This window comes from Chryseobacterium artocarpi, from assembly GCF_001684975.1.
Classification (GTDB): domain Bacteria; phylum Bacteroidota; class Bacteroidia; order Flavobacteriales; family Weeksellaceae; genus Chryseobacterium; species Chryseobacterium artocarpi.
The window spans coordinates 346,091-369,481 of the sequence record NZ_MAYH01000012.1 but is presented as its reverse complement, the minus strand read 5'-3'; the positions used below and the strand labels follow the sequence as shown (position 1 = coordinate 369,481).

17 protein-coding genes are annotated in these 23,391 nt (G+C 34.8%); 5 read left to right on the top strand and 12 right to left on the bottom strand.

What is annotated here, in order from left to right:
- Positions 1–83 precede the first annotated feature (83 nt).
- A complete protein-coding gene (locus BBI01_RS06135; protein WP_065393792.1) occupies positions 84–722 on the bottom strand; it encodes a Crp/Fnr family transcriptional regulator in 639 nt (212 codons plus the stop codon).
- 18 nt (positions 723–740) lie between these two features.
- Positions 741–2,990 carry a glycoside hydrolase family 20 protein gene (locus BBI01_RS06130; RefSeq protein ID WP_065393791.1) on the bottom strand — a complete coding sequence of 750 codons (2,250 nt, stop codon included), beginning with the start codon at positions 2,988–2,990 and terminating at the stop codon, positions 741–743.
- 244 nt (positions 2,991–3,234) lie between these two features.
- On the opposite strand from BBI01_RS06130, the gene BBI01_RS06125 reads away from it, so the two are divergent.
- Positions 3,235–4,074, top strand: coding sequence for a DUF4197 domain-containing protein (locus BBI01_RS06125; protein WP_065393790.1), 840 nt, complete (start codon positions 3,235–3,237; stop codon positions 4,072–4,074).
- Between the two features lie 286 nt (positions 4,075–4,360).
- Here BBI01_RS06125 and BBI01_RS06120 read toward each other — a convergent pair whose 3' ends face one another.
- Entirely contained in the window at positions 4,361–5,014 is a 654-nt protein-coding gene (locus BBI01_RS06120) for a CoA transferase subunit B (RefSeq protein ID WP_065393789.1), read from the bottom strand.
- A 258-nt stretch (positions 5,015–5,272) separates the two neighbouring features.
- Between BBI01_RS06120 and BBI01_RS06115 the strand changes: the two genes are divergently transcribed.
- Positions 5,273–7,075 carry an ABC transporter ATP-binding protein gene (locus BBI01_RS06115; protein WP_065393788.1) on the top strand — a complete coding sequence of 601 codons (1,803 nt, stop codon included), beginning with the start codon at positions 5,273–5,275 and terminating at the stop codon, positions 7,073–7,075.
- A 264-nt stretch (positions 7,076–7,339) separates the two neighbouring features.
- Here the strand turns inward: BBI01_RS06115 and BBI01_RS06110 are convergent, their stop codons facing one another.
- Positions 7,340–8,041 carry a CoA transferase subunit A gene (locus BBI01_RS06110; RefSeq protein WP_065393787.1) on the bottom strand — a complete coding sequence of 234 codons (702 nt, stop codon included), beginning with the start codon at positions 8,039–8,041 and terminating at the stop codon, positions 7,340–7,342.
- A 364-nt stretch (positions 8,042–8,405) separates the two neighbouring features.
- Here BBI01_RS06110 and BBI01_RS06105 point away from each other — a divergent pair, with 364 nt between their 5' ends.
- Positions 8,406–9,944, top strand: coding sequence for a toxin-antitoxin system YwqK family antitoxin (locus BBI01_RS06105; RefSeq protein WP_065393786.1), 1,539 nt, complete (start codon positions 8,406–8,408; stop codon positions 9,942–9,944).
- Positions 9,945–10,139: 195 nt separating this feature from the next.
- Here BBI01_RS06105 and BBI01_RS06100 read toward each other — a convergent pair whose 3' ends face one another.
- Positions 10,140–12,878 (bottom strand): fibronectin type III domain-containing protein, encoded by a 2,739-nt coding sequence (locus BBI01_RS06100; RefSeq protein WP_065393785.1) that lies wholly within the window; start codon positions 12,876–12,878, stop codon positions 10,140–10,142.
- 294 nt (positions 12,879–13,172) lie between these two features.
- Between BBI01_RS06100 and rplS the strand changes: the two genes are divergently transcribed.
- Positions 13,173–13,529: a 50S ribosomal protein L19 gene (gene rplS, locus BBI01_RS06095; protein WP_065393784.1), complete on the top strand. Its 357-nt coding sequence runs from the start codon at positions 13,173–13,175 to the stop codon at positions 13,527–13,529.
- A 112-nt stretch (positions 13,530–13,641) separates the two neighbouring features.
- Here rplS and BBI01_RS06090 read toward each other — a convergent pair whose 3' ends face one another.
- A complete protein-coding gene (locus BBI01_RS06090) occupies positions 13,642–14,085 on the bottom strand; it encodes an SRPBCC family protein (RefSeq protein ID WP_065393783.1) in 444 nt (147 codons plus the stop codon).
- A 194-nt stretch (positions 14,086–14,279) separates the two neighbouring features.
- A complete protein-coding gene (locus BBI01_RS06085) occupies positions 14,280–15,062 on the bottom strand; it encodes an AraC family transcriptional regulator (RefSeq protein ID WP_065393782.1) in 783 nt (260 codons plus the stop codon).
- A gap of 75 nt (positions 15,063–15,137) precedes the next feature.
- Here BBI01_RS06085 and BBI01_RS06080 point away from each other — a divergent pair, with 75 nt between their 5' ends.
- Positions 15,138–16,286 carry an MFS transporter gene (locus BBI01_RS06080; protein ID WP_065393781.1) on the top strand — a complete coding sequence of 383 codons (1,149 nt, stop codon included), beginning with the start codon at positions 15,138–15,140 and terminating at the stop codon, positions 16,284–16,286.
- Here the strand turns inward: BBI01_RS06080 and BBI01_RS06075 are convergent.
- The 5 genes from BBI01_RS06075 to BBI01_RS06055 all read right to left on the bottom strand — a co-directional run bounded on the left by BBI01_RS06075 (position 16,283) and on the right by BBI01_RS06055 (position 23,297).
- Positions 16,283–16,780, bottom strand: a complete 498-nt coding sequence (locus BBI01_RS06075) for a DUF3592 domain-containing protein (protein ID WP_065393780.1) — start codon at positions 16,778–16,780, stop codon at positions 16,283–16,285. The two genes, BBI01_RS06080 and BBI01_RS06075, sit on opposite strands and share 4 nt — an antisense overlap.
- A 2-nt stretch (positions 16,781–16,782) precedes the next feature.
- Complete coding sequence (locus tag BBI01_RS06070; RefSeq protein ID WP_065393779.1) at positions 16,783–17,778, bottom strand: alpha/beta fold hydrolase; 996 nt, start codon at positions 17,776–17,778, stop codon at positions 16,783–16,785.
- An 82-nt stretch (positions 17,779–17,860) separates the two neighbouring features.
- Positions 17,861–18,847 (bottom strand): EamA family transporter, encoded by a 987-nt coding sequence (locus BBI01_RS06065; protein WP_065393778.1) that lies wholly within the window; start codon positions 18,845–18,847, stop codon positions 17,861–17,863.
- 127 nt (positions 18,848–18,974) lie between these two features.
- Entirely contained in the window at positions 18,975–21,614 is a 2,640-nt protein-coding gene (locus BBI01_RS06060; protein WP_228393945.1) for a T9SS-dependent M36 family metallopeptidase, read from the bottom strand.
- A 258-nt stretch (positions 21,615–21,872) separates the two neighbouring features.
- Positions 21,873–23,297 carry a T9SS type A sorting domain-containing protein gene (locus tag BBI01_RS06055; protein ID WP_065393776.1) on the bottom strand — a complete coding sequence of 475 codons (1,425 nt, stop codon included), beginning with the start codon at positions 23,295–23,297 and terminating at the stop codon, positions 21,873–21,875.
- Positions 23,298–23,391 lie beyond the last annotated feature (94 nt).

Here is a 23,391-nt window from a genome sequence, read left to right as displayed (position 1 = left end):
CCGTCAAAAATTCTTTGAATTTTCGCCACCTCTCCAAAGGATGGGAATTTGGGTGCCATTGATTAACTTGTAGAGTTATAATATTATCCTGTGATTGTTTTAAGGAGTGTGATTTTATTTCTGCCTAGCTTTAATCTTCCTTCTTCTTCAAGCTGTTTTAAAAGTCTTGATACAACGACTCTTGCTGTTCCCAATTCATTGGCAAGCTGCTCATGAGTAGTATTGATGGTATCAGACGCAGTAAGTTCAGCCTTTTTATTAAGAAGATTCAGTAGTCTTTCGTCTACTTTTTTAAAGGCGATGGCGTTAATAATATCCAATAATTCTTCAAATCTTTTGTGGTACAGTCTGAAAATATAGTCAAGCCATTCAGGATGTTCCTTAATGAACAGGGAAACTTTATCTACAGGAAGAAAAAGGATCTCTGCATCTTCTTCTATTTCTGCTTTTACAATACTCTTTTCATTATGCATTCCACCCAGAAAAGACATGATGCAGCTTTCTCCGGCTTTGATATAATACAAGAGGATTTCCCGTCCGTCTTCTTCAGTTCTTATGACTTTCAGCATTCCTTTCATGACAATAGGAATAGAACGTATAGAAGCATTTTCGTCTAAAATAATATCTCCTTCGTGATAATTTTTAGTAATACCGTATTGATATAATTTTTCAACCAGTTCCGGTGAAGAGGAAAATTCTGAAGATAGTATGGTATCCTGCATATTGTAAAGTTAATGAGACTAATTTACGCCAATTTCATCAACAAAAAGCCATGCTTTTGAATCTGCTCCTGGGTTTCCGACTGGAATAATTCCTGCATTTTCAATGACAACTTTCAGGTATTTTGTATTTTGCTTTCCTACATTGAGAAGAATTTTTCCTTTTGCTTTCTGTATTTCTTCTTTTCCTATTTCCTTGATCTTGGTAAAGTTTTTATTATCATCTGAAACATAAATCTGCGCAGATTTTGCAAGATGAATCCAGCTTCCTTTGTTTTCAAGGGTATTAAAATAAACTTCTGTAAAAGCTGTTTTTGTTCCAAAATCTATTGTTGCCGAAACATCTTTTCCTTGGAATCCCAGCCACGTTTTGCCGAGTTGTCTTACATTTCCTATAATTCCGTCTACTAGTGTAAAAGCTCCCCCAAATGAGTAATTTTCACTCGGTTGTTGCTCAAGAGTAATCTTTTTACCTGTTGTTTTTGAAATTGTAAACTGTTGTGAAGAAACTGCACTTTTCAGTTGTCCGTCTTCAAAATAAGCTGATTTAACGGTTAAAGAATTAGGAATAGCAATAGGGTTCTGATATGTTTTAGAATTGATTGTCGGAACACTTCCATCCAAAGTATATCTGATTCCGCTTGAATTTTGCGAAGTTGAAAGTTCATAAGCAATGCCATCATTTGCCGGAATTACCTTTCCTGAAATATTATAAATACTTTTCGCATAGTTCACATTCATTTTATCCAAAACTTTGAACTGATTGATTACTCTTCCTTCAAATTCTTTATAATTTTTAGAATCCGAAGTTCCCCATGCCACTTCTGAAAGTGCCATCAACCTTGGGAAAATCATATATTGAACGTGTTTGAAATCTAAGATATACTCTGTCCATAAATTTGCCTGAACTCCCAGAATATATTTTGCCTGCTCTGCATTCAGTTCTTCAGGAATCGGGTTATAAGAATAAATTTTATCCAATGGTGTAAAACCACCGAACGCATTGGGTTCAGATTGAGGATCTCCCTGATAATGATCAAAATAACAGAATGCTCCGGGCGTCATCACTGCGAAATGTTTTGATTTTGCAGCTTCAATTCCTCCGTTTACGCCTGTCCAACTCATTACAGCAGCATTTGGAGCAAGTCCGCCTTCAAGAATTTCGTCCCACCCGATAATTTTTCTGCCTTTACTATTGATATATTTTTCAATTCTCTGGATGAAATAACTTTGCAGTCCATGTTCATCCTTTAAATTATTTTTCTTTATTAAATCCTGACAATGTGCACATTCTTTCCATCTTGTTTTTGGACATTCATCCCCTCCGATATGAATATATTGTGATGGAAATAACTGAATCACCTCATCCAAAACGTTTTCAAGGAACTTAAATGTTTCATCTTTAGGGCAGAAAACATCATCAAAAACACCCCATTTTGTAGCAGATTCAAAAGGTCCTTTTGTGCATGCAAGTTCTGGATAAGCCGATAATGCAGCCAAAGCATGTCCTGGCATTTCAATCTCAGGAACTACTGTAATATGTCTTTCCTGAGCATATTTTATCACATCTTTGATCTGCTCCTGAGTATAAAAATAAGGACCATAAGGTTTTCCGTCAAAGGTATTATCAACGTAAGCTCCGATCATTGACTCCTTACGTTTGGAACCGATTTCCGTAAGTTTGGGATATTTTTTAATTTCAATTCTCCAACCCTGATCATCGGTTAAATGCCAATGAAAAGTATTTAGTTTATACATTGCCAAATAATCGATATACTGCTTTACCTCATCCACCGTGAAAAAGTGTCGGCATACATCCAGATGCATTCCACGCCATGCAAATTTCGGCTGATCTTCAATTTTCATCGCCGGAATTTTCCCATTTGTTTTAGACTCTTCCAGTAATTGGATTAGCGTCTGAAGTGCCAGGAAATATCCTTTCTGGGTAGAAGACTGTATTTGAATTTGCTTTGGTGTAACGGTAAGAATGTAAGATTCTTTATTTTCTCCGGATTTTTCAGGTAAGCGCGTGTAGATCAATTGGGCATCTGCTTTTTTGGCATCCTGAAATTTCAGTACCGTACTAAATCGTTTTTTTAAATATTCTGTTTCCTTTTGAGGTAAATCATTACTCAATTTTAAAACTTCAGGAACTGTAAAACTGCCGTTATGAGTTTCTATATTTTGAGGATAAGGAATTAAGTTCAGCTTTTTCTGAGCATACATAATATTCGAAATGATAAGCAATAATGCTAAAAATACACGGGTCATTAGATAGGATTAAGATGGTAGCTAATATACTTATTTTTCAAAACTTTATCATGGTAAGCTTTGTTCCTAAAAAAGAATCGTATAATTCAAAAAATATAAAAGAAAATAAGATTCATAACAACATACAAATCAACAATATAAAATAATTAAAGCCATATTAATCAAGCAAATAAAATTAATGGTTTATTTTTTGATAAGCTTAGGTCACTTAAAAGATAAACATCTAAATTTGTAAAAAAATACAATGAGAAAAAGCATTTTCATAGCAGCAGGATTATTACTTTCAATATCTACTCAAGCTCAGCTTCTTGACATGATCAAGTCTACAGTAAAAGACAAAACAGGAATTGATCTTAATAATCCACAGGCAACGAAAGGTACTACTACTGCTACAACGACAAATACGAAGACTTCCACAACAGTTCCCACATCTACTTCAACTCAAACATCTCTTCTTAATGTTGGAAACCTTACTTCCAATCAGATTTCTTCAGGACTGAAGGAAGCTTTAAGTCTTGGTGTAACGGATGGAGTGAAGAAACTGGCATTAACAGACGGTTTTTTAAAGAATGAAGCGGTAAAAATCTTAATGCCTGAAAAACTAAGAAAGGTTGATACTACTCTACGTTCTGTAGGATTAGGAAGCCTGGCTGATGAAGGGGTAAAGTTATTAAACAGAGCGGCAGAAGATGCTGTAACAGAAGCAGCACCTATTTTTACCAATGCGATCACTTCTATGACGATTACTGATGCTAAAAATATTCTTTTAGGCAATAATAATGCTGCAACAAGCTATTTACAAAGCAAAACTCAATCACAGTTATTCACAGCCTTCCAGCCGAAAGTAAAAGCTTCTTTAGGAAAAGTAGGTGCTGATGCGGTATGGAAAAATCTGATCTCAAAATACAATACTTTCACAGGACAATCTGTAACTACAGACCTTAATGAATATGTAACTACAGAAACAATCAACGGAGTTTTCAAAATGGTAGCGGATAAGGAAAGCGGAATCAGAAATACTCCGGCTATGAGAACAACAAGTGTATTGCAGAAGGTTTTCGGGGCGCAGGATGCTAATAGATAAATTAAAACTTGAATAGAATAGAAAGGTTGTTTCACACGCGAAGCAACCTTTTTTATTTTGCCACGAATGCACGAATAAAAAAGACCCGTGCATTTGTGGCGATTAAAAATCTGCGTAATCTCCAGAATCTGAGAGAGAAAAATATGGTTTTAAGAGATTCTTCATTACACCCTGCTTCATTCAGAATGACAGAGATGTTCCTGATTTAAGTTCTCTTTTATGACTGAAGCATTATTTGTTAAGTAGAAATAAAAAAACCTTGCGGTTGGCAAGGTTTATATTGTATTTAGAATTGCATTTCAGGAATTTCACCTTCAATGATAAGATCTGCTTCTGTAGCTTTAATAATGTCTTCTACCGAAACTTCCGGAGCTCTTTCCAGAAGTTTAAATCCTTTTGGAGTTACTTCCAGTACAGCTAATTCGGTTACTACTTTTTTCACACAGTTTACTCCGGTCAAAGGAAGAGTACATTTTTTCAGGATCTTACTTTCTCCTGCTTTATTTACGTGCATCATTGCAACGATAATATTTTCAGCGGAAGCAACAAGGTCCATAGCTCCTCCCATTCCTTTTACCATTTTTCCCGGAATCTTCCAGTTGGCAATATCTCCATTCTCAGAAACCTCCATAGCTCCAAGGATGGTAAGATCCACTTTCTGACCACGGATCATCCCGAAACTAAACGCTGAATCAAAGAATGAACCTCCGTCTAAAATAGTAATAGTCTGTTTTCCTGCATTGATGATATCTGCATCTTCTTCACCTTCGAAAGGGAAAGGTCCCATCCCAAGAACTCCGTTTTCACTCTGGAATTCTACGGAAATACCTTCCGGAACATAGTTGGCAACCAAAGTAGGAATTCCGATTCCCAGGTTTACATAATAACGATCTCTCAGTTCTTTTGAAATTCTTTTGGCAATTTGTTCTTTTGTAAGCATAATAAAAACTTAGACTGCAATTTAATTATTTTCAGCCGAATACAAAAGGGATTTTGAAAGCGAGAAGTTGGAAGCTGGAGGCTCGATGTTAGTTATGGTCGGAAAACTAATATACTCCTCTATAATTACTTATATGCTTTATAACTTCCTTTATTTGTGATATGGTTTTAAATCTTCCTCAATCACAGAGCATTGTCATTAACAATTAACATCGTTAGTAAAAATAATATCATTAATTTTGCATCATTATTTATCAGAATGAAGATACTTTTAAAATACCTTAAACCATATCAATGGCTGATTGTCATTTCTTTGCTATTAGCCACTATCAATCAGGTTTTTTCTTTATTTGCTCCGGCTATTACAGGGAATATTCTGGACCAGCTTGTCACTCATCCTAACTTTTTCGATAAGGAAAAGCTTTTACCCAGGAATATTGATGAATATCTTTACGGAACATCCATATACCATGGAGCTTTCTATTTCTTAGGTTTATTAATCGGGACTGCCATGGTGAGTAGAATTGCCAAAGCTTTTCAAGATTATGTGGTGAGTGTTATTACCCAAAAATTTGGAGCTAAAATCTTTACAGACGGATTAAAACATTCGATGGCGTTACCTTATCAGGAGTTTGAAGATCAGAGAAGTGGTGAAACGTTGTCTATTTTAACGAAGGTGAGAGAGGATTCAGTGAAGTTTATTACGAATTTCATTAATATTTTCTTTGGAATTTTAGTCAGTATTATTTTCGTTTCGGTATATGCTATTCGTTTGCATTGGTCGATTATGCCGGTATATATCTGTGGAATTTTCCTGATTGCTTTTATCACCAATTTATTGAGTAAGAGAATAAAAGTAATTCAGAAAAATATTGTTTCTGAAACTACAGCATTGGCAGGAAGCACTACGGAAAGCCTTAGAAATATAGAAATCGTTAAGAGTTTAGGATTGACGAATCAGGAAGTTATCCGTCTGAACAATAATACTTATAAAATTCTGGGACTTGAACTGAGAAAGGTAAAAAGCATTCGTTCTTTAAGCTTTATTCAGGGAACGATGGTTAATTTTCTTCAGCAGATGATTACTCTTACGCTTTTATATCTGATCTTTAAAAATATTGTGACTCCGGGGCAATATCTTTCGTTGATGTTTTATGGGTTCTTTATTTTCGGACCTATGCAGGAAATCGGGAACATCATTATTTCTTACCGTGAAGCAGAAGCTTCCCTTCAGAACTTTGATCGTTTGATGAAAAAAGATGTGGAAGAAAAACCACTTCACCCTAAGCAAATTGGTGCGATTGAGGAATTGGATTTCAAGCATGTTTCTTTCAAGCATCAATCAGCTCAATATAAAGCATTGAATAATATTTCTTTTGATGTAAAAAATGGAGAAACCATTGCTTTTGTGGGACCGAGTGGCTCTGGTAAAAGTACACTGGTGAAATTGTTGGTTGGGCTTTACAGACCTCAGGAAGGAAATATTTTTTACAATGGGATTAACGGAAAAGAATTTGATTTTGATGAATTGAGAAATCAGATTGGCTTTGTGACTCAGGATACTCAGCTTTTTGCGGGAACCATTAAAGAAAACCTTCTCTTTGTGAACCCTCATGCTACAGAGCAGGAACTTGCCGTTGCTTTGCAGAAATCGAGCTGTACGGCATTATTAGAAAGAGCCGAAAAAGGTATAGAGACCGTGATTGGGGAAGGTGGACTAAAACTGAGTGGTGGTGAAAAACAAAGAATTGCCATTGCAAGAGCGCTTTTAAGAAAACCGCATTTATTGATCTTTGATGAAGCGACATCTGCTTTAGATAGTATCACGGAGGAAGAAATCACCTCTACTATAAAGAATATTTCTGAAGAAAGAGAACAAATTACGGTACTGATTGCCCATCGATTAAGTACCATTATGCATGCAGACAAAATCTATGTATTGGAACGCGGACAGATTGTAGAAACAGGTTCTCATGATCATTTGATTTCTGAAAAAGGACTTTATTATGCGATGTGGAGGCAACAGATTGGGGAAAGGAAAACAACCGTTTCACAATCGTAGAGATAGATGAGTAAAGATTGCGAAAAAGGCGCTGATTAAGCTGTATTATATTTTACCACGCATGCACGAGTCCTTTTTTATTCGTGCATGCGTGGCAATTTAAAAATCTGAGGGAAAATTTTATCTTGAGATTCTTCATTCCGCGCTGCTTCATTCAGAATGACAACAAAAGAAATGAGCAATAAAAAAGTTAAGCTCAACCCAATAAAGAAAGCGCTGAAATATATTCAGCGCTTTTTATTATCAATCGTATTCTTCAGAAATTTATTCTTTCGTTCTAACAGTTCTCTGCTCGATTCTTTTTTCAAATTTTTCTCCCTGGAAAATTTTCTGGATCATGATTCCCGGAATATGAATCTGATTAGGATCCAATTCTCCCGGTTCTACCAATTCTTCTACTTCAGCAATGGTAATTTTTGCTGCACCAGCCATAGGATGGTTAAAATTTCTTGCAGATCCTTTAAAGATTAGGTTTCCGGCATGATCACCTTTCCATGCTTTTACAATAGAATAATCGGCTTCATAGGCATGTTCTAAAATATGAGGTTTCCCGTGAAATTCTTTCACTTCTTTTCCTTCTGCTATTTCCGTTCCGTAACCTGCAGGGGTATAAAATGCAGGAATTCCAGCCTGTGCAGCTCTGCACTTTTCTGCTAAAGTACCTTGTGGAGTAAGCTCTACATCCAGTTCTCCTGAAAGCATTTGTCTTTCAAATTCAGCATTTTCTCCTACGTAAGAGGAGATCATCTTTTTAATTTGTCTTTTGTGAAGTAATAGTCCTAATCCGAAATCATCTACCCCTGCATTGTTTGAAATGCATGTCAAATCTTTCACATCACTTTCCACCAAAGCATTAATTGAATTTTCAGGGATCCCACAAAGTCCAAATCCGCCTAACATTAGCGTCATTCCATCTTCAATTCCTTCGATGGCTTCCTTTGCATTTTTTACTCTTTTATCTATCATGAAATATTAGATTTTTCTGTTGGCTAAATTTAATAAATTTTATTGTATATCCTATGAATAGAAATGTTCATAGAAATCGTTGTCTCAGAAAGAACAATTTTAAGCATTTAAAGTAAATACAATCAGTTTTTTACAGCTAAAAGCGAACAAATCTGTTCATTTTTTCATATATCTCGTAAATTTGATATATATTTGGGGTTTTAAATCTTCGGATATAATTGATTTAAACACAATTTCAATGTAAAAATTATTTCAGACAGAATTGTTACTGTCTCTTTAATCGTTTTATCGATTACTTATATTTCAACTGGTGTATAAAAGTGCACTAACCTTAAATTAAAATCAAAACTTATTAATAAAAAACATGAAAAAACTATTTACGTCAGCTTTACTTGCATTAGTACTTAGCATCAACGTATATGCACAGGAAAGAACTTATTTTGATGAAAACTGGGATAAAACGACCAAGGAAAACATGGAATATTACCGTGAAACCACCGCAAAAGGTAAACTTACCCTAATCAAAGATTTTTATAAGAACGGAACTCTTCAAATGGAAGGTCTTGCTTCTGATACCACTCCAAGCAATGAAGTTTTTGACGGTAAGGTAACCTGGTATACTCCTGAAGGAAAGGTAATGAGCGTTGTGACTTATTCTAATGGTAAACAAGTGGGTGTTTCTCAAACTTATGATGCAACCGGAAGACTAATAGAAGATGTAGTTTATAAGGCTGATGGTACTTTTTCAGGGAAAAGTTTCAGTTATAAAGATCCGGAAAACGAGTATTACTACAATACTCTTACAGTATATGAAAGCTCTGTTCCATCTCAAACAATTATTTTCGACGAAGATATTAAAGGAATAAGATCTGAAACAATCAGAAGTAAGACTGGTGACTATGAAACCAAATTTTACGGTGATAAAGGAAAATATTTAGGAAGTGCTACTTCCGAATCCGGTAGTGAAAACACTCAAGTAGATTATTATTATAACCCAATGAGAGTGGCTAAACTTGAAAAGTACAAAAGTGACGGTACGATAAAGGAAGGTATTACTTATGGGAAAAATGGAAAAGTTCTACAAGAGCAAAAAAGAAACAAGAAAGACGGTTATAAAACCACTTACGATGAAAACGGAAAGAAAATAGCTCATTTAACGTATCTGTATGATAAAGAAAACGATACCTACAAACCAATGGATGGTGAAGATTATCAGTTTGGCTATGATAATGAGCATATTTCAAGTATAGATATTTATAAAAACGGAGAAGCTATAGTGAATAAAGTCTTTAATGAGGAAGGTAAGCTTTCCTCTGAAACTTTTATAAAAGATGGCTCCACGCAAGAGATTAAATATTACTCTGCTGAAGGAAAATTAAAATCTACATTAACGTATAAAGATGATTTCCCATACAATGGTACTACATATGAAGGGCTTAGCGAAAAGCAATATAAAGATGGGGTTATTGTAAATTCAAAGGGGTATTATGAAGAGAATAAGCTTAGAATTGAGAAGAAATTAAATGCTAAACAAACGGCTTATGACGCTACTGTGTATGATAGTAACGGAGCTATTTTGTACACTTATAATCAACCTTTAAGTGAGGATGGAGATGATGATTATTCTTTCACGGCTCAGATTGTTCAGTATGTAAAAGGAAAACCAGCCAGCAAGTCTTCTGTAAAAGCAGGTGTTCTCCAGAGTGGAAAGATTAAAATAAAAACTTACGGTGGAGCTAAAGAACTTGAACGTAATGGAAAATGGATTTTATTAAAAATTTACAATGCGGAAGGTAAACTTGTTCAGGATACTAAAGTTTTAGCTGATACTGGTGAGGATTATTTTGCTACTGATAGTCAGACTGTCATTCAGGAAGAGCAATTACAGCCTGATTATGATTAATAATAAATCTATTTAATAATATAGCAGTTTCAATTTTTGGAGCTGCTTTTTTAATGTTTATTTATATCTCGCTGATAAAAAAAACTTGCATATAATTTTGAAAACCCGAACTAGAAGGATGGGTTTACATGTAAAATCGGCTGTCATTCCTGACAGCCGATTTTATTTTTAATGGATACTTATATTTGACTTGTATTACTGAATGATCAGTTTTAAAGTAAATAATTTTCTTGTGTGAACTTTTACGAAGTAAACCCCTTTCGGAAGGTTTTCATTCACTAAAGAGAAACGTTGGTTGTGAATATTTTTAGATTCATACAATAATTCTCCTGCTGCTGATACCAATTCTATTTTCTCAATCGGATAATCACTCTTGATGAATGTTGGCTCACCCGGTTTTGTTGGGTTTGGATAAAGAATCACATTTTTCTCTGTGCTTTTTGCTTCATCTATTCCTAAAGAAGCTGAATTTACCTGAAATTGTACTCTATTTGAAACTTCTGTGTAAGAATCATTAGTGAACATTACCATATAATAGTTTCCAGGTGTGGTAGGTATTGCTGTTCCCTGAATGGTTTTCGTTCCCTGTGTAACTCCATCAAAGTAAGTATAAGAAACGAAGTTGTCATCCGGTGTCTGAATATTCTGAGGATAAATTCCTAACCAGTCTTTGATAATTCCTGGAGAATCCGTCCATGAAGCAGTAATATTTTCTCCTAATGAGTAAACAGGTTTGTTGATCCATAGTTCGGTAACGATATCTCCTACTTTAAAGAATACTTTCTCACCGATACCATTGTATCCGTCTTCTAATAGATATTGAGCATAGTAGTATCCTTTCGGAAGACCTGTAAAATTAAGCGTTCCGGATGATGTTGTCACATAGCTCCATTTGATGGAAGCAGTTGTTCCCGGGGTCTGTCCCATTTTATAAATCCCGATCCAGTCTTTTTGTAAATTCGGACCATCTGAGAAATTAATCGTAACGGTTCCTCCTACCGGATAAGTGTCTGCTGTAGCCTGTAACTGGACTTTTGGTCCTACATAAAAGTTTTTCCTTGGAGTAATTTCAGTATATCCTCCATTAGCAAAAAATCCGGCAAAGTACTGCCCTTTATTAGGTAAACCATTGTTAAATGTAACCGTACCCGCTGTTTGTCCGTTCGTATAGATATATCCTTGTGAAGTTGTGGACGTTGGAATCTGTCCTTTTTTATAAATACCTACCCAGTCCTGCTGATTTCCGGGACCTCCTGTAAAAGTACCAATGATAGGTTCGTTTTGAGTATATTCGGATTTATCTAATGTAAATGTTGGATTTGAGACCACACTTCCTACAATTTCGAACTGTTTTACCTCGCTCCATTCACTCCATTCAAGGTTTCTGTCTCTGTAACGGGTTTTCACATAATAGACTCCGTTCGGAATAGAGTTTGCCGCCAATGTTACTTTTGTAATATCTACGCCTTCATTCAAGTTTTTGGTCTTATCAGGATTTCCGTTTCCGTCTTTTCCAAACCAGTTTTCAAAATCACGGTATACTTCTTTTTCAATAACAGAAAAATCGGAAGTTTTGCTTATCAGGAATTGAGTTGTGTTTAACAATTCTCCGTTTGAAGATGAAAATGTACTTCCATCCAATGTTAAAGGCAAATTAATAGGTCCTGCAAATGTATTAGTAATGGATGGTTTGGCAGGTTTTGGCTGATTTTTATATCGGTGGAATGAATCTACCAGCTCATTATTTTTCTTAGTATAAATTCCACCAATCGAATAACATTCAACATCTACTTTCCCTGTTGGAATATCTACTTCCACAATCTGATACGTCCAATCCGTTAATGTTTTCTGAACATCATCAAAATCCTTTTCACTAGACATTCCCCAATACTGATCCCATGCCGTTCCTCCTGAAATAATCTGATAATTAGGTGTGTTTTTCAACTGTCCTCTGTGATATAAATGATGGTGAGCTCCCACATGCATCAGGTATTTATTGGAAGTAACCAAAAGAGGCACCGCACTATCCCTTACCCATTGAGAAATATCTCCTACATACTGTTCTGCCTGATAAGGTCTATGGCTTAAAGAAATAATCCAGTCTACTGTAGGGTCATTATTTGCTTCATTCAGAATTTGCTGAAGCCACATCTGCTGTGCAGACCCCGTATGCTCTGAGCTTAAACTTACAAATAATACATTTCCTGCCTGCTGGGCATAATAATTTTCATTTCCAGAACTGATATTCTTATACTTGATCTCATCTATATAAAAGTGTGCATAGTATGAATTCATTCCTAAAGTCCCATAAGTCTCATGGTTTCCTACCGTTGTCTGAATAGGCAGATAAGGCGATAACTTTATATTCTTTTTGAAGTGAACATTCTCATAGTGATCCAAAGTACCGACGTCTACCTGATCTCCCACCATAAAAGTAAGTGCGATATTATCAGACGGATCAGAGTTTGCTCCAAATTTTTGTTTCAATTTTTTAAAAGCATTTAAAGTAAGGCTGTCATACCTCGGTTCTGCTTTAATCTGATTATCTCCCATGATCAGGAAGCGGATCTTTCCATCAGTTGTTACCGGTTGCCCTGGCAATGGTAATGTTCTGAAATTGTATACTGCAGATTCATTGGCACCTGTTTTTATTTTATAATAATATTTAGTATTAGGCTGCAGATTGGCAATCTTTGCAGTGTGATAATAGTAATTATTATTGTATCCTGTATCTGAAAAGATGTTGGTAGTACCTGTTACGGTCACATTCAGATTCGTGGGTGAATTTCCGTAGATTACGGTAGTTTCATTATTGGAAGCGGTCTTCCAATTGACGATCATGGAATTCGGAGTCGGGTTTTGCAGATAAGGGAACAAAACCTGCCCGAAAGCCATCTGGACCGCGAAACAAAAAAAGAAGAAATAATGTTTCATAATAGCTTAATTTTAAAATAACATATAGAGTTATAATGTGTGAATCAAGAATTTAAAAAATCGTTACTCAGATTTTTATTTCGGGCAAAAGTATGCTTCCCATATAAACCCTGTCTGATGGAATCTTAAAGAAACTGTTAAATTTTTAGTAAAATCAAAATGAAAAAATTATAGTTTTTAGCACATTAATTGTTTGGTATATTCAAAAACTATTTTGTACATTTGCAACCTGTTATTCAACCTCTGACGATAAACGTGTAAGTTGCTTAGCTTTAACATTTTATTTTATTAATAATGGATTTATTAAAGTACGTACAAGAGAAGTACATTGCGAAAAAAGAATTCCCTGAATTCAAAGCAGGTGATACAATTACTGTGTATTACGAAATTAAAGAAGGACAAAAGACTAGAACTCAGTTCTTCAAAGGGACAGTTATCCAATTAAGAGGTACTGGTTCTACAAAAACTTTCACAATCAGAAAAATGTCTGGTGATGTAGGTGTAGAAAGAGTATTCCCTATCAACATGCCTGCACTTCAAAAAATCGAGGTTGACAGAAGAGGTAGAGTTAGAAGAGCTAGAATCTACTACTTCAGAGATCTTAGAGGTAAAAAAGCGAGAATTAAAGACGCTGCTTACAAGAAGAAATAATTCAGACAACAATAAATGCAAAAAGAGGCTGTTCGCAATATGTGGACAGCTTCTTTTTTTTACGAGTAATTAGTAATAGAAAATATAACTATTATAGTTCTAAATATTCATATCATCCTTTATATGGAGTACCCTTTCCGGTTTCCAGAAATAATTTTAGACTGCTTAGAAATTGTAGCCATCCATTAGAACATATTTCATAACATTCTACAGAAGGCTTTAAGCCAATATGTGTAAGATGCAGTAAAGTTGTATTTTCCCTCTTCTCTATTTCCCAAACGATTGTAGTCCCAATCCATTCTGTCTGATTCTTTAATTCAGGAAGAGCAATCATTGAATCTTCAACATACCAGATCACCTTTGAATCTACAACAGCTTCTTCCACTCTCATTGTTTTGTGAATGTTCTCTCCAAATCTTATTGTAAAAACATGATCAACCTCTGCCGATGATCCTTCAAACATATCAGTCCACCAAAACGGAATTTCTCTGGTTAATGCCTCATACGCTTTATCGGCTTTCGTTTTTACTTCTATTATGTTTGTATAATTGTCCATAAAATCTATTTTGTTTGGTACTACAATTTTATGTAAATTACTTTATATTACGCTTTTCATAGGGCAAGTTTTTGGTAATTTTAACCACCTCGTCAAAAATTCTATGAATTTTTGATACCTCTCTAAAGGAGGAGAATGATTACGTCTTTAATTGAAATTTTTGTGTTTACCATATAAGATATACAGTGAAAGTTTTATTCATTTTTCATCAAGTATTGAAGTGGTGTAGAGCCTGTATGTTTTTTAAAAAACTCAATAAAAGCACTATCAGAAGAAAAATCTAAAATGTGCGATACCTCTCCTATTGAATTTCCTTCTACCAGAAGCTCAATGGATCTTTGAAGCCTCCACTGCTGCCTCCATTCCTGATAAGATAATCCTGTTTCTTTTTTAAAAATTCTGGTAATTGTCTTTTCTACCGCTCCAGTTTCGTCTGTGAGTTTTTTTAACATTGGAGGCATTGCAGAACGTAAAGTCCATTCTTCCACAACTTTCTTAAAACGCCTGTCTTTTGGCATTTTCAGGGTTAATTTCTCTTCGGGAGCTTCATTTATTTCATTCCAGAATACACTTAAAATATTTTCCTGACCGCGATCCGGAGTTTTCCATTCCCAAAAACAAATTCTTTCAATAATTTCCTTTAATAAAGGATTTACATGTAATACTTTAAGACTGTATCCAATATATTTTTCCGCATAATCGGTATCAAAATAAACAGATCTGTAAGCAACCATATTCCGAAAATTCACTCTATGAGCTTCGTTCGCGGGAATCCAAAGCATTCTGAAGGGAGGCAGAACAAACTGACTATCAGAAGTTGTTACTGTCATACATCCAGACGGAGCATACAGTAATTGAGCTTTAGTTGTATGCAAGTGAAATCCGGAGTCATGCATTACCATATCGGAAGCAATACCGATTACTTTTTCTTTGAGCGAATCTGCATCAAACTCATCATTCTGCTTCAATATAGCCATGTCTTATTTTTGATGTTTTTTGTTTTTTTATCATTATAAATATAGTCTGATTTTTTCAAAACTTTGCAGAAAAAAATGAAAAAGACAAATCCACTCTGGTTGCTAACCTTATTGGTAATGCTTCCTCAATTTGTGGAAACTATTTACAGTCCGGTTTTACCGATAGTTCAGGAGAAATTCCGGGTAAATGAGGAAGCTGCAACGTTAACTATTAGTTTATATTTTATAGCATTTGCTTTGGGCGTTGCTTTTTGGGGCATTCAGTGTGACAGAATAGGAAGAAAAAAATCACTGGAATACGGATTAATCACTTATGGAATCGGAACATTGGTAGCGATCTTTGCTCAGGATTTTATGATACTGCTCGCCGCAAGAGTTCTTTCCGCATTTGGAATTGCTGTAGGCTCTATTGTTACACAGACTATTTTACGTGATACTTATGATAAAGACAATATCAGCAAGGTATTTTCATGGATTGGCATTGGTTTATCCATTAGCCCTATCATAGGGATGATAACAGGCTCTTTACTTGCATCATCTTCAGGGCATCGGGGGATCTTCATTACTTTATACCTTCTGGCGGTATTGTTTTATGTTTTATCGAGAAAAAAGATTTCTGAAACAATTACTTCCAACAAGGGAACAAACGCTCAATCTCTATTTATTTTATTACAACGGATGATCCGGGATCGTGGTATCATCAGATGTTGCTTATTAATCATGAGTTTCAATGTATTGTTGTTTTCCTATTATTCCCTGGCTCCTTTTATTTTTAAAGAACAAAACTATTCTTCTTATGTTTTTGGATACAGTAGTATTATATTGGCTGTCGGTACATTTATTGGAGCAAAACTTAACAGGTTTTTGCTACTTAAGAATATAAATTCCGAAACATTAATTAAAGCCAGTACTCTAGGAGCTTTTATAGCTTCTGGTTTTGTATGGATCTTAATACATCATGGAGTATACTTTTTAATTCCTTACTTTTTTATAATCATGGCATTCAGTATTGCTATTCCGAATATTCTAAGTACGGCTTTAATCAATTATAAAGATGAAACAGGAAGTGCAGGAGCTTTATTAGGGCTTATGTATTATATATTGATTGGGCTTGGGTTGGTGATGGTAGGATATATTCAGAATCTGGGAATTTCAAATGTTATTTTTTCAGGAATCGGAGCTTTTGCTTTACTGATATTCCAATCAAAGAGAAAGACCGTTTAGCGTAAACGGTCTTTTCTTTTGAATAATTGTTGCACATAAAATTTAAGAACAAATAAAAATATTGCCATCGGAATCATCGATAAACAAAAGATCAAAAATGGCCAGAACCACAGATGCCAAAACCCACCCCGAATAGCTTTTGACGGATCTTCTTTATCAAAATAGACTGTTACATCTCTGAACCACGCCCTAGTACTAGTGCTATAATCAGAATAAAGCGTGTGAGATTTATTTGAAGAATCATAATAGGAAATCACAGGAGAATACATCTTTCTATACACTCCGTCATCATCTTTTGACCAATGTTCTTCATAGCTTGTGATAAGACCATCGGTTTTAATACCATTTGATACCATATTGATATGTTTCTGAAATTTATCTAGACTATAGTAAGCCCCTCCTACTCCCATTCCCAAGAGTAAAAGCATAAATAGCAATGAGAAAGAAACAATCAGACAGCCATCTTCTTGCTTTGGTGGAGTAAATTTTTTCATCTTTATTTAATAAAATCATACAAGGCATTAAAGAATTGAGGGTAAACTTCTATATGTGGAAGATGTCCTACATTTTCAAGTTCTACCAATTTTGAGCCTTTAATTTCCAGCTGTGTTTTCTTCCCCAGTTCCTGATACTGTCCCATTTTAGGTTGAAGCTCTTTGGGTGCCCGATCTTTACCAATTGCGGTTCTATCTCTTGTTCCAATAATTAGTAAAGTAGGGGTTTTTATATTTTTAAATTCATAACAAACAGGTTGATTATAAATCATATCGGAGGTAAGGGCTGCATCCCATGCTACCTGCGGATAGTCTTTATGAAGTGTCCATCCTGCAATCAGATCAAGCCAAGGCTGATATTCATCTTTCCATTTGTTATCGTAATAGAATTTTAACTGGTAGTTTTTATAGGTTTCGGAAGTATTTTTTAACTCAGACTGGTACGCCTGATCAATGGTCTGATATGATGCAAATGTTTTATAGTCTTCAAGCCCTATAGGGTTTTCCAGAATAAGTTTTTCTACTTTCTCAGGATATAATAATGTAAATCTTGTTGCAACCATTCCACCCATCGAGTGTCCCAGAACAATTGTTTTATCAATATGAAGTTCATCCAGAATAGCTTTTGTATTTTCCGCCAGTTGTGAGAAAGAAAATTGATATTGATGAGGCTTAGAAGACTTTCCAAATCCTATCTGATCAGGAATAATCACTCTGAAACCTTTTGATGCCAGATCTTTCGCTGTCCTTTCCCAATATGCTCCATTAAAGTTTTTACCATGAAGAAGCATGATCGTTTTCCCATTAGATTTCTGTGGTTTTACGTCCATATAAGCCATCTTTAATTGGTTATCCTGAGATTTAAAATTCATAAAATGAACTTCAAAAGGATATTGATAATCGGATAACATGGCATCTAAAGATCTTATTTGAGAAGACATAAAACCGGACATGGCTGTAAATATCAGAGCTGTTGTTATATTTCGGAAATAGTTCATAAACCTTATTTAAAGTTTAAAAATAAAAAAACCGCTCCAAAGAGAAACGGTTTTAAGTATGTTTTTATTTAAATATTATTTTTTAAGACATTTCTGCCATTGAAACTTCTTTTTCTTTTTTAGAAGGTAAATTCATTAAAACAATTGCAAAAAGAATCAGAACAATTCCTACCCATTGTATGAACAGTACCTTTTCACCTAACAGAACGAACGCCATGGTTACGGAAACCGGAAGCTCCAGTGATGAAACAATACTTCCCAATCCTAATCCTGCATTTGGAAAACCTACATTGAATAAAATAGGAGGAATAATGGTTCCAAACAAGGCAAGAACAAAACCATATGTCCAAAAAATTGAATAATTAAATGGATGAATATGTTCTGTATTTTCTGTAAAGTTCAGGTAAAATGATTTTAAACCATCAAAATACATAGGACCAATCTGAGCAAAGAACAAAAATGCAAAAACTACGATTGAACCTCCCGTAAGCATAATAATACTTTTTCTGAAGACCGGTAAATGAGTAGCCAATGTATTGGAAGTAAACATCGTAAGCGTATACGAACCTGCTGCCATCAGCCCCCAGAATACTCCGTGCCAATCCAGTTCTATCTCCATATTGATAAGATTTGTTGCTAAAACAGTTCCTAATAATACAATAATCACAGAAACTACTTTTCTTGCATTAGGCAGTTTTCTGGTCAGAATACTTTCTACCACTACACTAAACCAAACCGACTGCATCAATAGAACAATAGCAATAGACACATTGATATATTGTACTGCTATATAATAAAACAAACTAGTTCCTCCTAATGAAGTTCCGGCAAGCATCAACATTCTTACTTCCTTAGAACTTGGGAGAGATAATTTCTTTTTTGAGGTTAAAGTCTGAATAATGTTCAGGATTAAAAGTCCTGCAAGACCTAGTACAAACTGGGATGTGGTTACTTCTGAAGTTGTAAAACCGTCATGGTAAGCCAATTTCACAAAAGTGGCTAACATACCATATATACTAGCACCAATCCCTACAAATAAAACACCTTTTAGTATATTTTGCTTCTTCATAATTTTTTTAACAGCCTGCAAAGGTACAACATATAAATGAAAGTCTCCAGGGATGTGAGTATGATAGATAAATAAAATCGCCACAAGCAAGCTTGTGGCGACCTTTAGAATTGATTATATAAGTTCGTTATTTCTTTACAATTACTTTTGAAGTAGATTCAAAACCAAGTCCTTTCACTTTTACCATATAAGTTCCGTTGACAAGTTTGTTGGTAGAAATTGATTTTTTAGTTTCAGGGGAGATTTTATCTTCTGAAGAAACCAATTTACCAGACATGTCGTAAAGTTCTACACTTACCTTACCAATCGTATTGCTTGGGAAGTTGATAAAGAATTCATCTTTAGCCGGGTTTGGATAAATTGAAATTTTGTTTTCTTTTACAGATTTCACTTCATCAGTACCTAATGTAGCGCATTCAGCAGGAACATCAAAGTTTTCGACCTGATCATTAATATTTGTTTTATCTCCAGCAGAAGCATTTACCCCCAATCCTCTTTTAGCAAAGGTTTTCCAGATCATACATTTATCATTACCATGAGTACTTGCCATCTCAGCAGCTAGTATAGCGTCTCTTCCTTCAATAAACGTAGGATCACAAGGCTGTAACTTAAGCCCATCAACAACCAATTGTAATACTTTAGAACTTCCATTTGTAGCATTAGCTGTTACATCGGATGAGTATCCGTACTTTTCAGCATATTTCCAATGAAGATCCCATAACATAGTCGCCCATATAAATCCAATTGAGTGAGAATCTGGTACCATCGTACCGCTGCTATTATATTCTAATCCATTGGTATCACCATAGGTAGCTCCATTTACCGTGAAATCTGGAGAATACTTAAATGGTCTAATACCATTACCTGTTATTGGCTCCCCAATTGGATAAGTTCCCATACCTCTTGCTACAGAAGCATTATCTCCTGGTTTATTTGTCACCATCAAAGCAAAAAAGTCTGACCAACCTTCACCCATTTGTTCTTTAGAATAGGTAGTGTTTCCTGTATAAGGTCTCGCATTTAAGCAGGTATAGCCATCTCCCGTTAATCTATTGGATATTCCATGACCATACTCGTGTGTAACAATACCATTATCAAAACTTCCATCGTATTTTGTATCTACTCTCAGAGTTGTATTGACAGGTATATTTGCCGTAAGTTTATTTTTCATAAAGACCCCTTCAGCTTCAGTAATTAATATTGAAGGTATTGTAACTGTTGGAGAAACAACACCATCTCCCGCCATATTACCAATATTAGCACCATTTGCTGAATTATTATATATAATTGTTCCTATAGCTCCGGCTAATTCAGCATTTTTAACTTTAATAGCAAAACCACACGTTCCTCTTTCCACTAAAGCAATTTTACCTGTTAATTCTCCAGCAGGAAGGGAGGTACACGCATCCAGAACACTTGCTAATTTAACATCACCAGTGATCCCTATATCATTAAGTTGAGGACCAAACTGAGCAATTCCACCATCAACAACTCTAGAAGTTGCATCTGCAGGTGCATTATACCACGCTTTTCTATTAGACCCCATCCAAAGATACATCTGCATTACAGGATTGTAGTTATCTGGTCCAGTTGCAAAATTTGCATTATTAAAACCTCCCCCGTCTTGAGACTGAGCAAAAACTTCATCATCATCTAATCCACCTTTTCCAAAGTTGTTACTTTGAAAATTTCTTGAGGTCTCATTAAAACCAAACTTATAAAATATATCATGAACCATGTTACTGATATAAAACAAGTTGGTAGTAGCTGCAGATAAATTATTGTATGTTAACCCATTACTATCATAAGCAAAATTAAAATTCCTTGTTACTCCTCCATCAGGAGAAGTTCCAAAAGTAGTTTCATCATCATCTTTGTCATCATATGCATATACATTATTACCCCTTGTAATTGTATAATGGTTCGTTCCATTAGAATGCCAACCTTCAGGTGAAGATGTAAGAATCCAAGGATTATTCACAACAGCACGCGAACCAAAAGTAGGTGCCTCAACGGGTAGGGGAAATACATTATATGAAGCGTTATCAGGAGCAAGAAATAACATATTTCTTTTTTGTATATTATCGTTAATATAAAAATCCTGATGTTGTGGCATTATATTTACCTGATGACTTTCTGAGTGTCCATAAGCTTCGTCATGAAAGTTACATGAAAGATTCAGGTTCATTTTATTGATAATTTCACCAGAGTTAGCATCTATCAGAATATTCCATGAATTAGCAGACCTTGGTTCATTAATTAAAAACTCATATGCTAAACGAAGATCTTTGTTCTTATTAGTAACGTAAACAAGTCTCTGTTTTGCTGAGGTTAATTTATCAGCATTTTTTTCAAAAAAACCTATTATCGGAAGACTTGAAACCTTATCATTACCCAAGTCAGATGCAATTTTTTGAAGTGCAGATCTCTCATTTATTGAAGCTCTCTTATCCGAAACTGCAGTATAGTCTTTAATAAAATTATCTGTATAATAAGTAACTTTATTATCTTTAATAAGTACTGTTGCTACAGAACTGTATACAGGCAAACCATTATAAGTTTGTACCAGTTTTACAACATCTCCATTTAAAGATTTTGACGGATCTACATTATCTACAATAAAATTATTGAGATCTGATTTTTTATATTCTCTTATTTTATTTTGAGAAATATAATCTTTAATAAGCTTTTCATTATCTTGTCCAAAAACAAACGCCGGAAATACAGAAAATACGGCAAACAAAAGAGGTAGAGTTCTATTTTTCATATCCATTATTAAAGTCGCTAATCTACAAATAATTCACATGTAAATTACATTTCTTAAGAACAAAATCCAATAATAATAAAATAAAAATGAAAAATAAAAACATTAAAAACCATTAAGTATTCATAAAAATGAGAAACAACATCTATTTTTACACTTACAACACTCAGTTTAACAACAATTAGCACTTTTTATATTATTAATTTTCTACACAATAACACTTATAAAAAAAACTGCCCAAATGGACAGTTTTTCGTTTTATTATTTTTTAATAATCTTCTCAGAATATACTTCTTTTTTATCTGTTGTCACATTGACAATATAAATTCCTTCTTTTCGTGAACTTAAATCTACTTCGATTTCTTTTTCACCACGTAGTATTTTATTGTAAACCACATATCCTGTAAGATCTCTGATTTCTAACATTCCGGATTTAATCTCTTTGTTCAGAATCACTTTAAACAATCCGTTCGTAGGGTTTGGCGTTAATTTGAAAACTTTTTCTTCTGTTTGCTGTTTTGCAACTCTCAAATGCGGACATTTCATTTCAATATCATAATCAAAGAACGGGTAATTGTTCCAAGCATAAGCAATCTTATATTGCCCATTATAAAGATAAACCATAGATATTCTGAATTTCTGTTCTCCCGTTGCTCCTCCACTCACAGCAGTAGCGAAATCAGAAGGCTGAAGATTATAATTATAAAAGTTGGGAGCCCCCATTCCAAAAGTTGGATTAAACGTTACAGGAAATACGGTTCCGTTCTGCAATCCTATTAGTTCAAGTCTTAAGCTTACCAAAGTAGCCCCTGGAGGTAGGTTATAATAACCACCAATACCTGCCGGCTGTTGTATACATCCCCCCGGTTCATATCTGAATTTTACCGTTCCCATACCATTGGTATTACATATATTACTTGCAAGAACTGGCCAGTAATCCATTTCCGGCTGCCCAACGCTAAAGCCATTAGGTCTGTTATAATACAGCCTTGAAGGCGCTCCGGTATCAGGATCTAAAGCATTTGGCTCCAATGGTGTTCCTGTATAAGAACCTCCTGCACTCGCAATAGATGCAGCCGCTCCCACAGCCATATTATTTGTATTGGCATGAATCATTGTAAATTGCGCTCCCATCATTTTAAACTTTACTGCAATTTCGAAAGCTGCCGGGTCACTATAAGCTGTATTATTATAATTTACCAAATAGGATCCGTCAGGACCACCCGAATTTCTTTCCGCATCTGTAAATACTACAAATTTCAGAGGCTGTGTATTACTCAATGCTGTTTGAGGGCTTATGATATCCCCATTGTTTCCCCCATTTAAAGCATCTGCAATCAGAATCAGGGATTCATTAAAAAGATGTCCGAAATCCAGGCGTCTCTCAAAATTTTGAGCGGTAAAATAATCATTAGTAAAATCAGATTCAATATAAAGTAAAGATTTTCCGGTTCCGCTGGTATCACCATACTTTCCCGTTCCATATTGTACAACAGCAACTCTATTTCTGGTATTGCACGCCAAAAGTTCCTCCATAAGCTTAGTAGCACCTCGTTTCATATTTGCATACTCAGCACTGGTAACAGAACTTCCATTATCCAACATAATAATATAATCAGCCTGCGCTTTAAGACCATTCCATGACATCATTAGTGCCATGAAGAAAAATAAAAATGTTTTTTTCATAGTTAAAATTTTGTTTTAGCTGGTCAAAAATAACATAATTTCTTTATGTAGTGAAATAATTTAATTAAAATTGAAATTTTATTAAAAATAATCA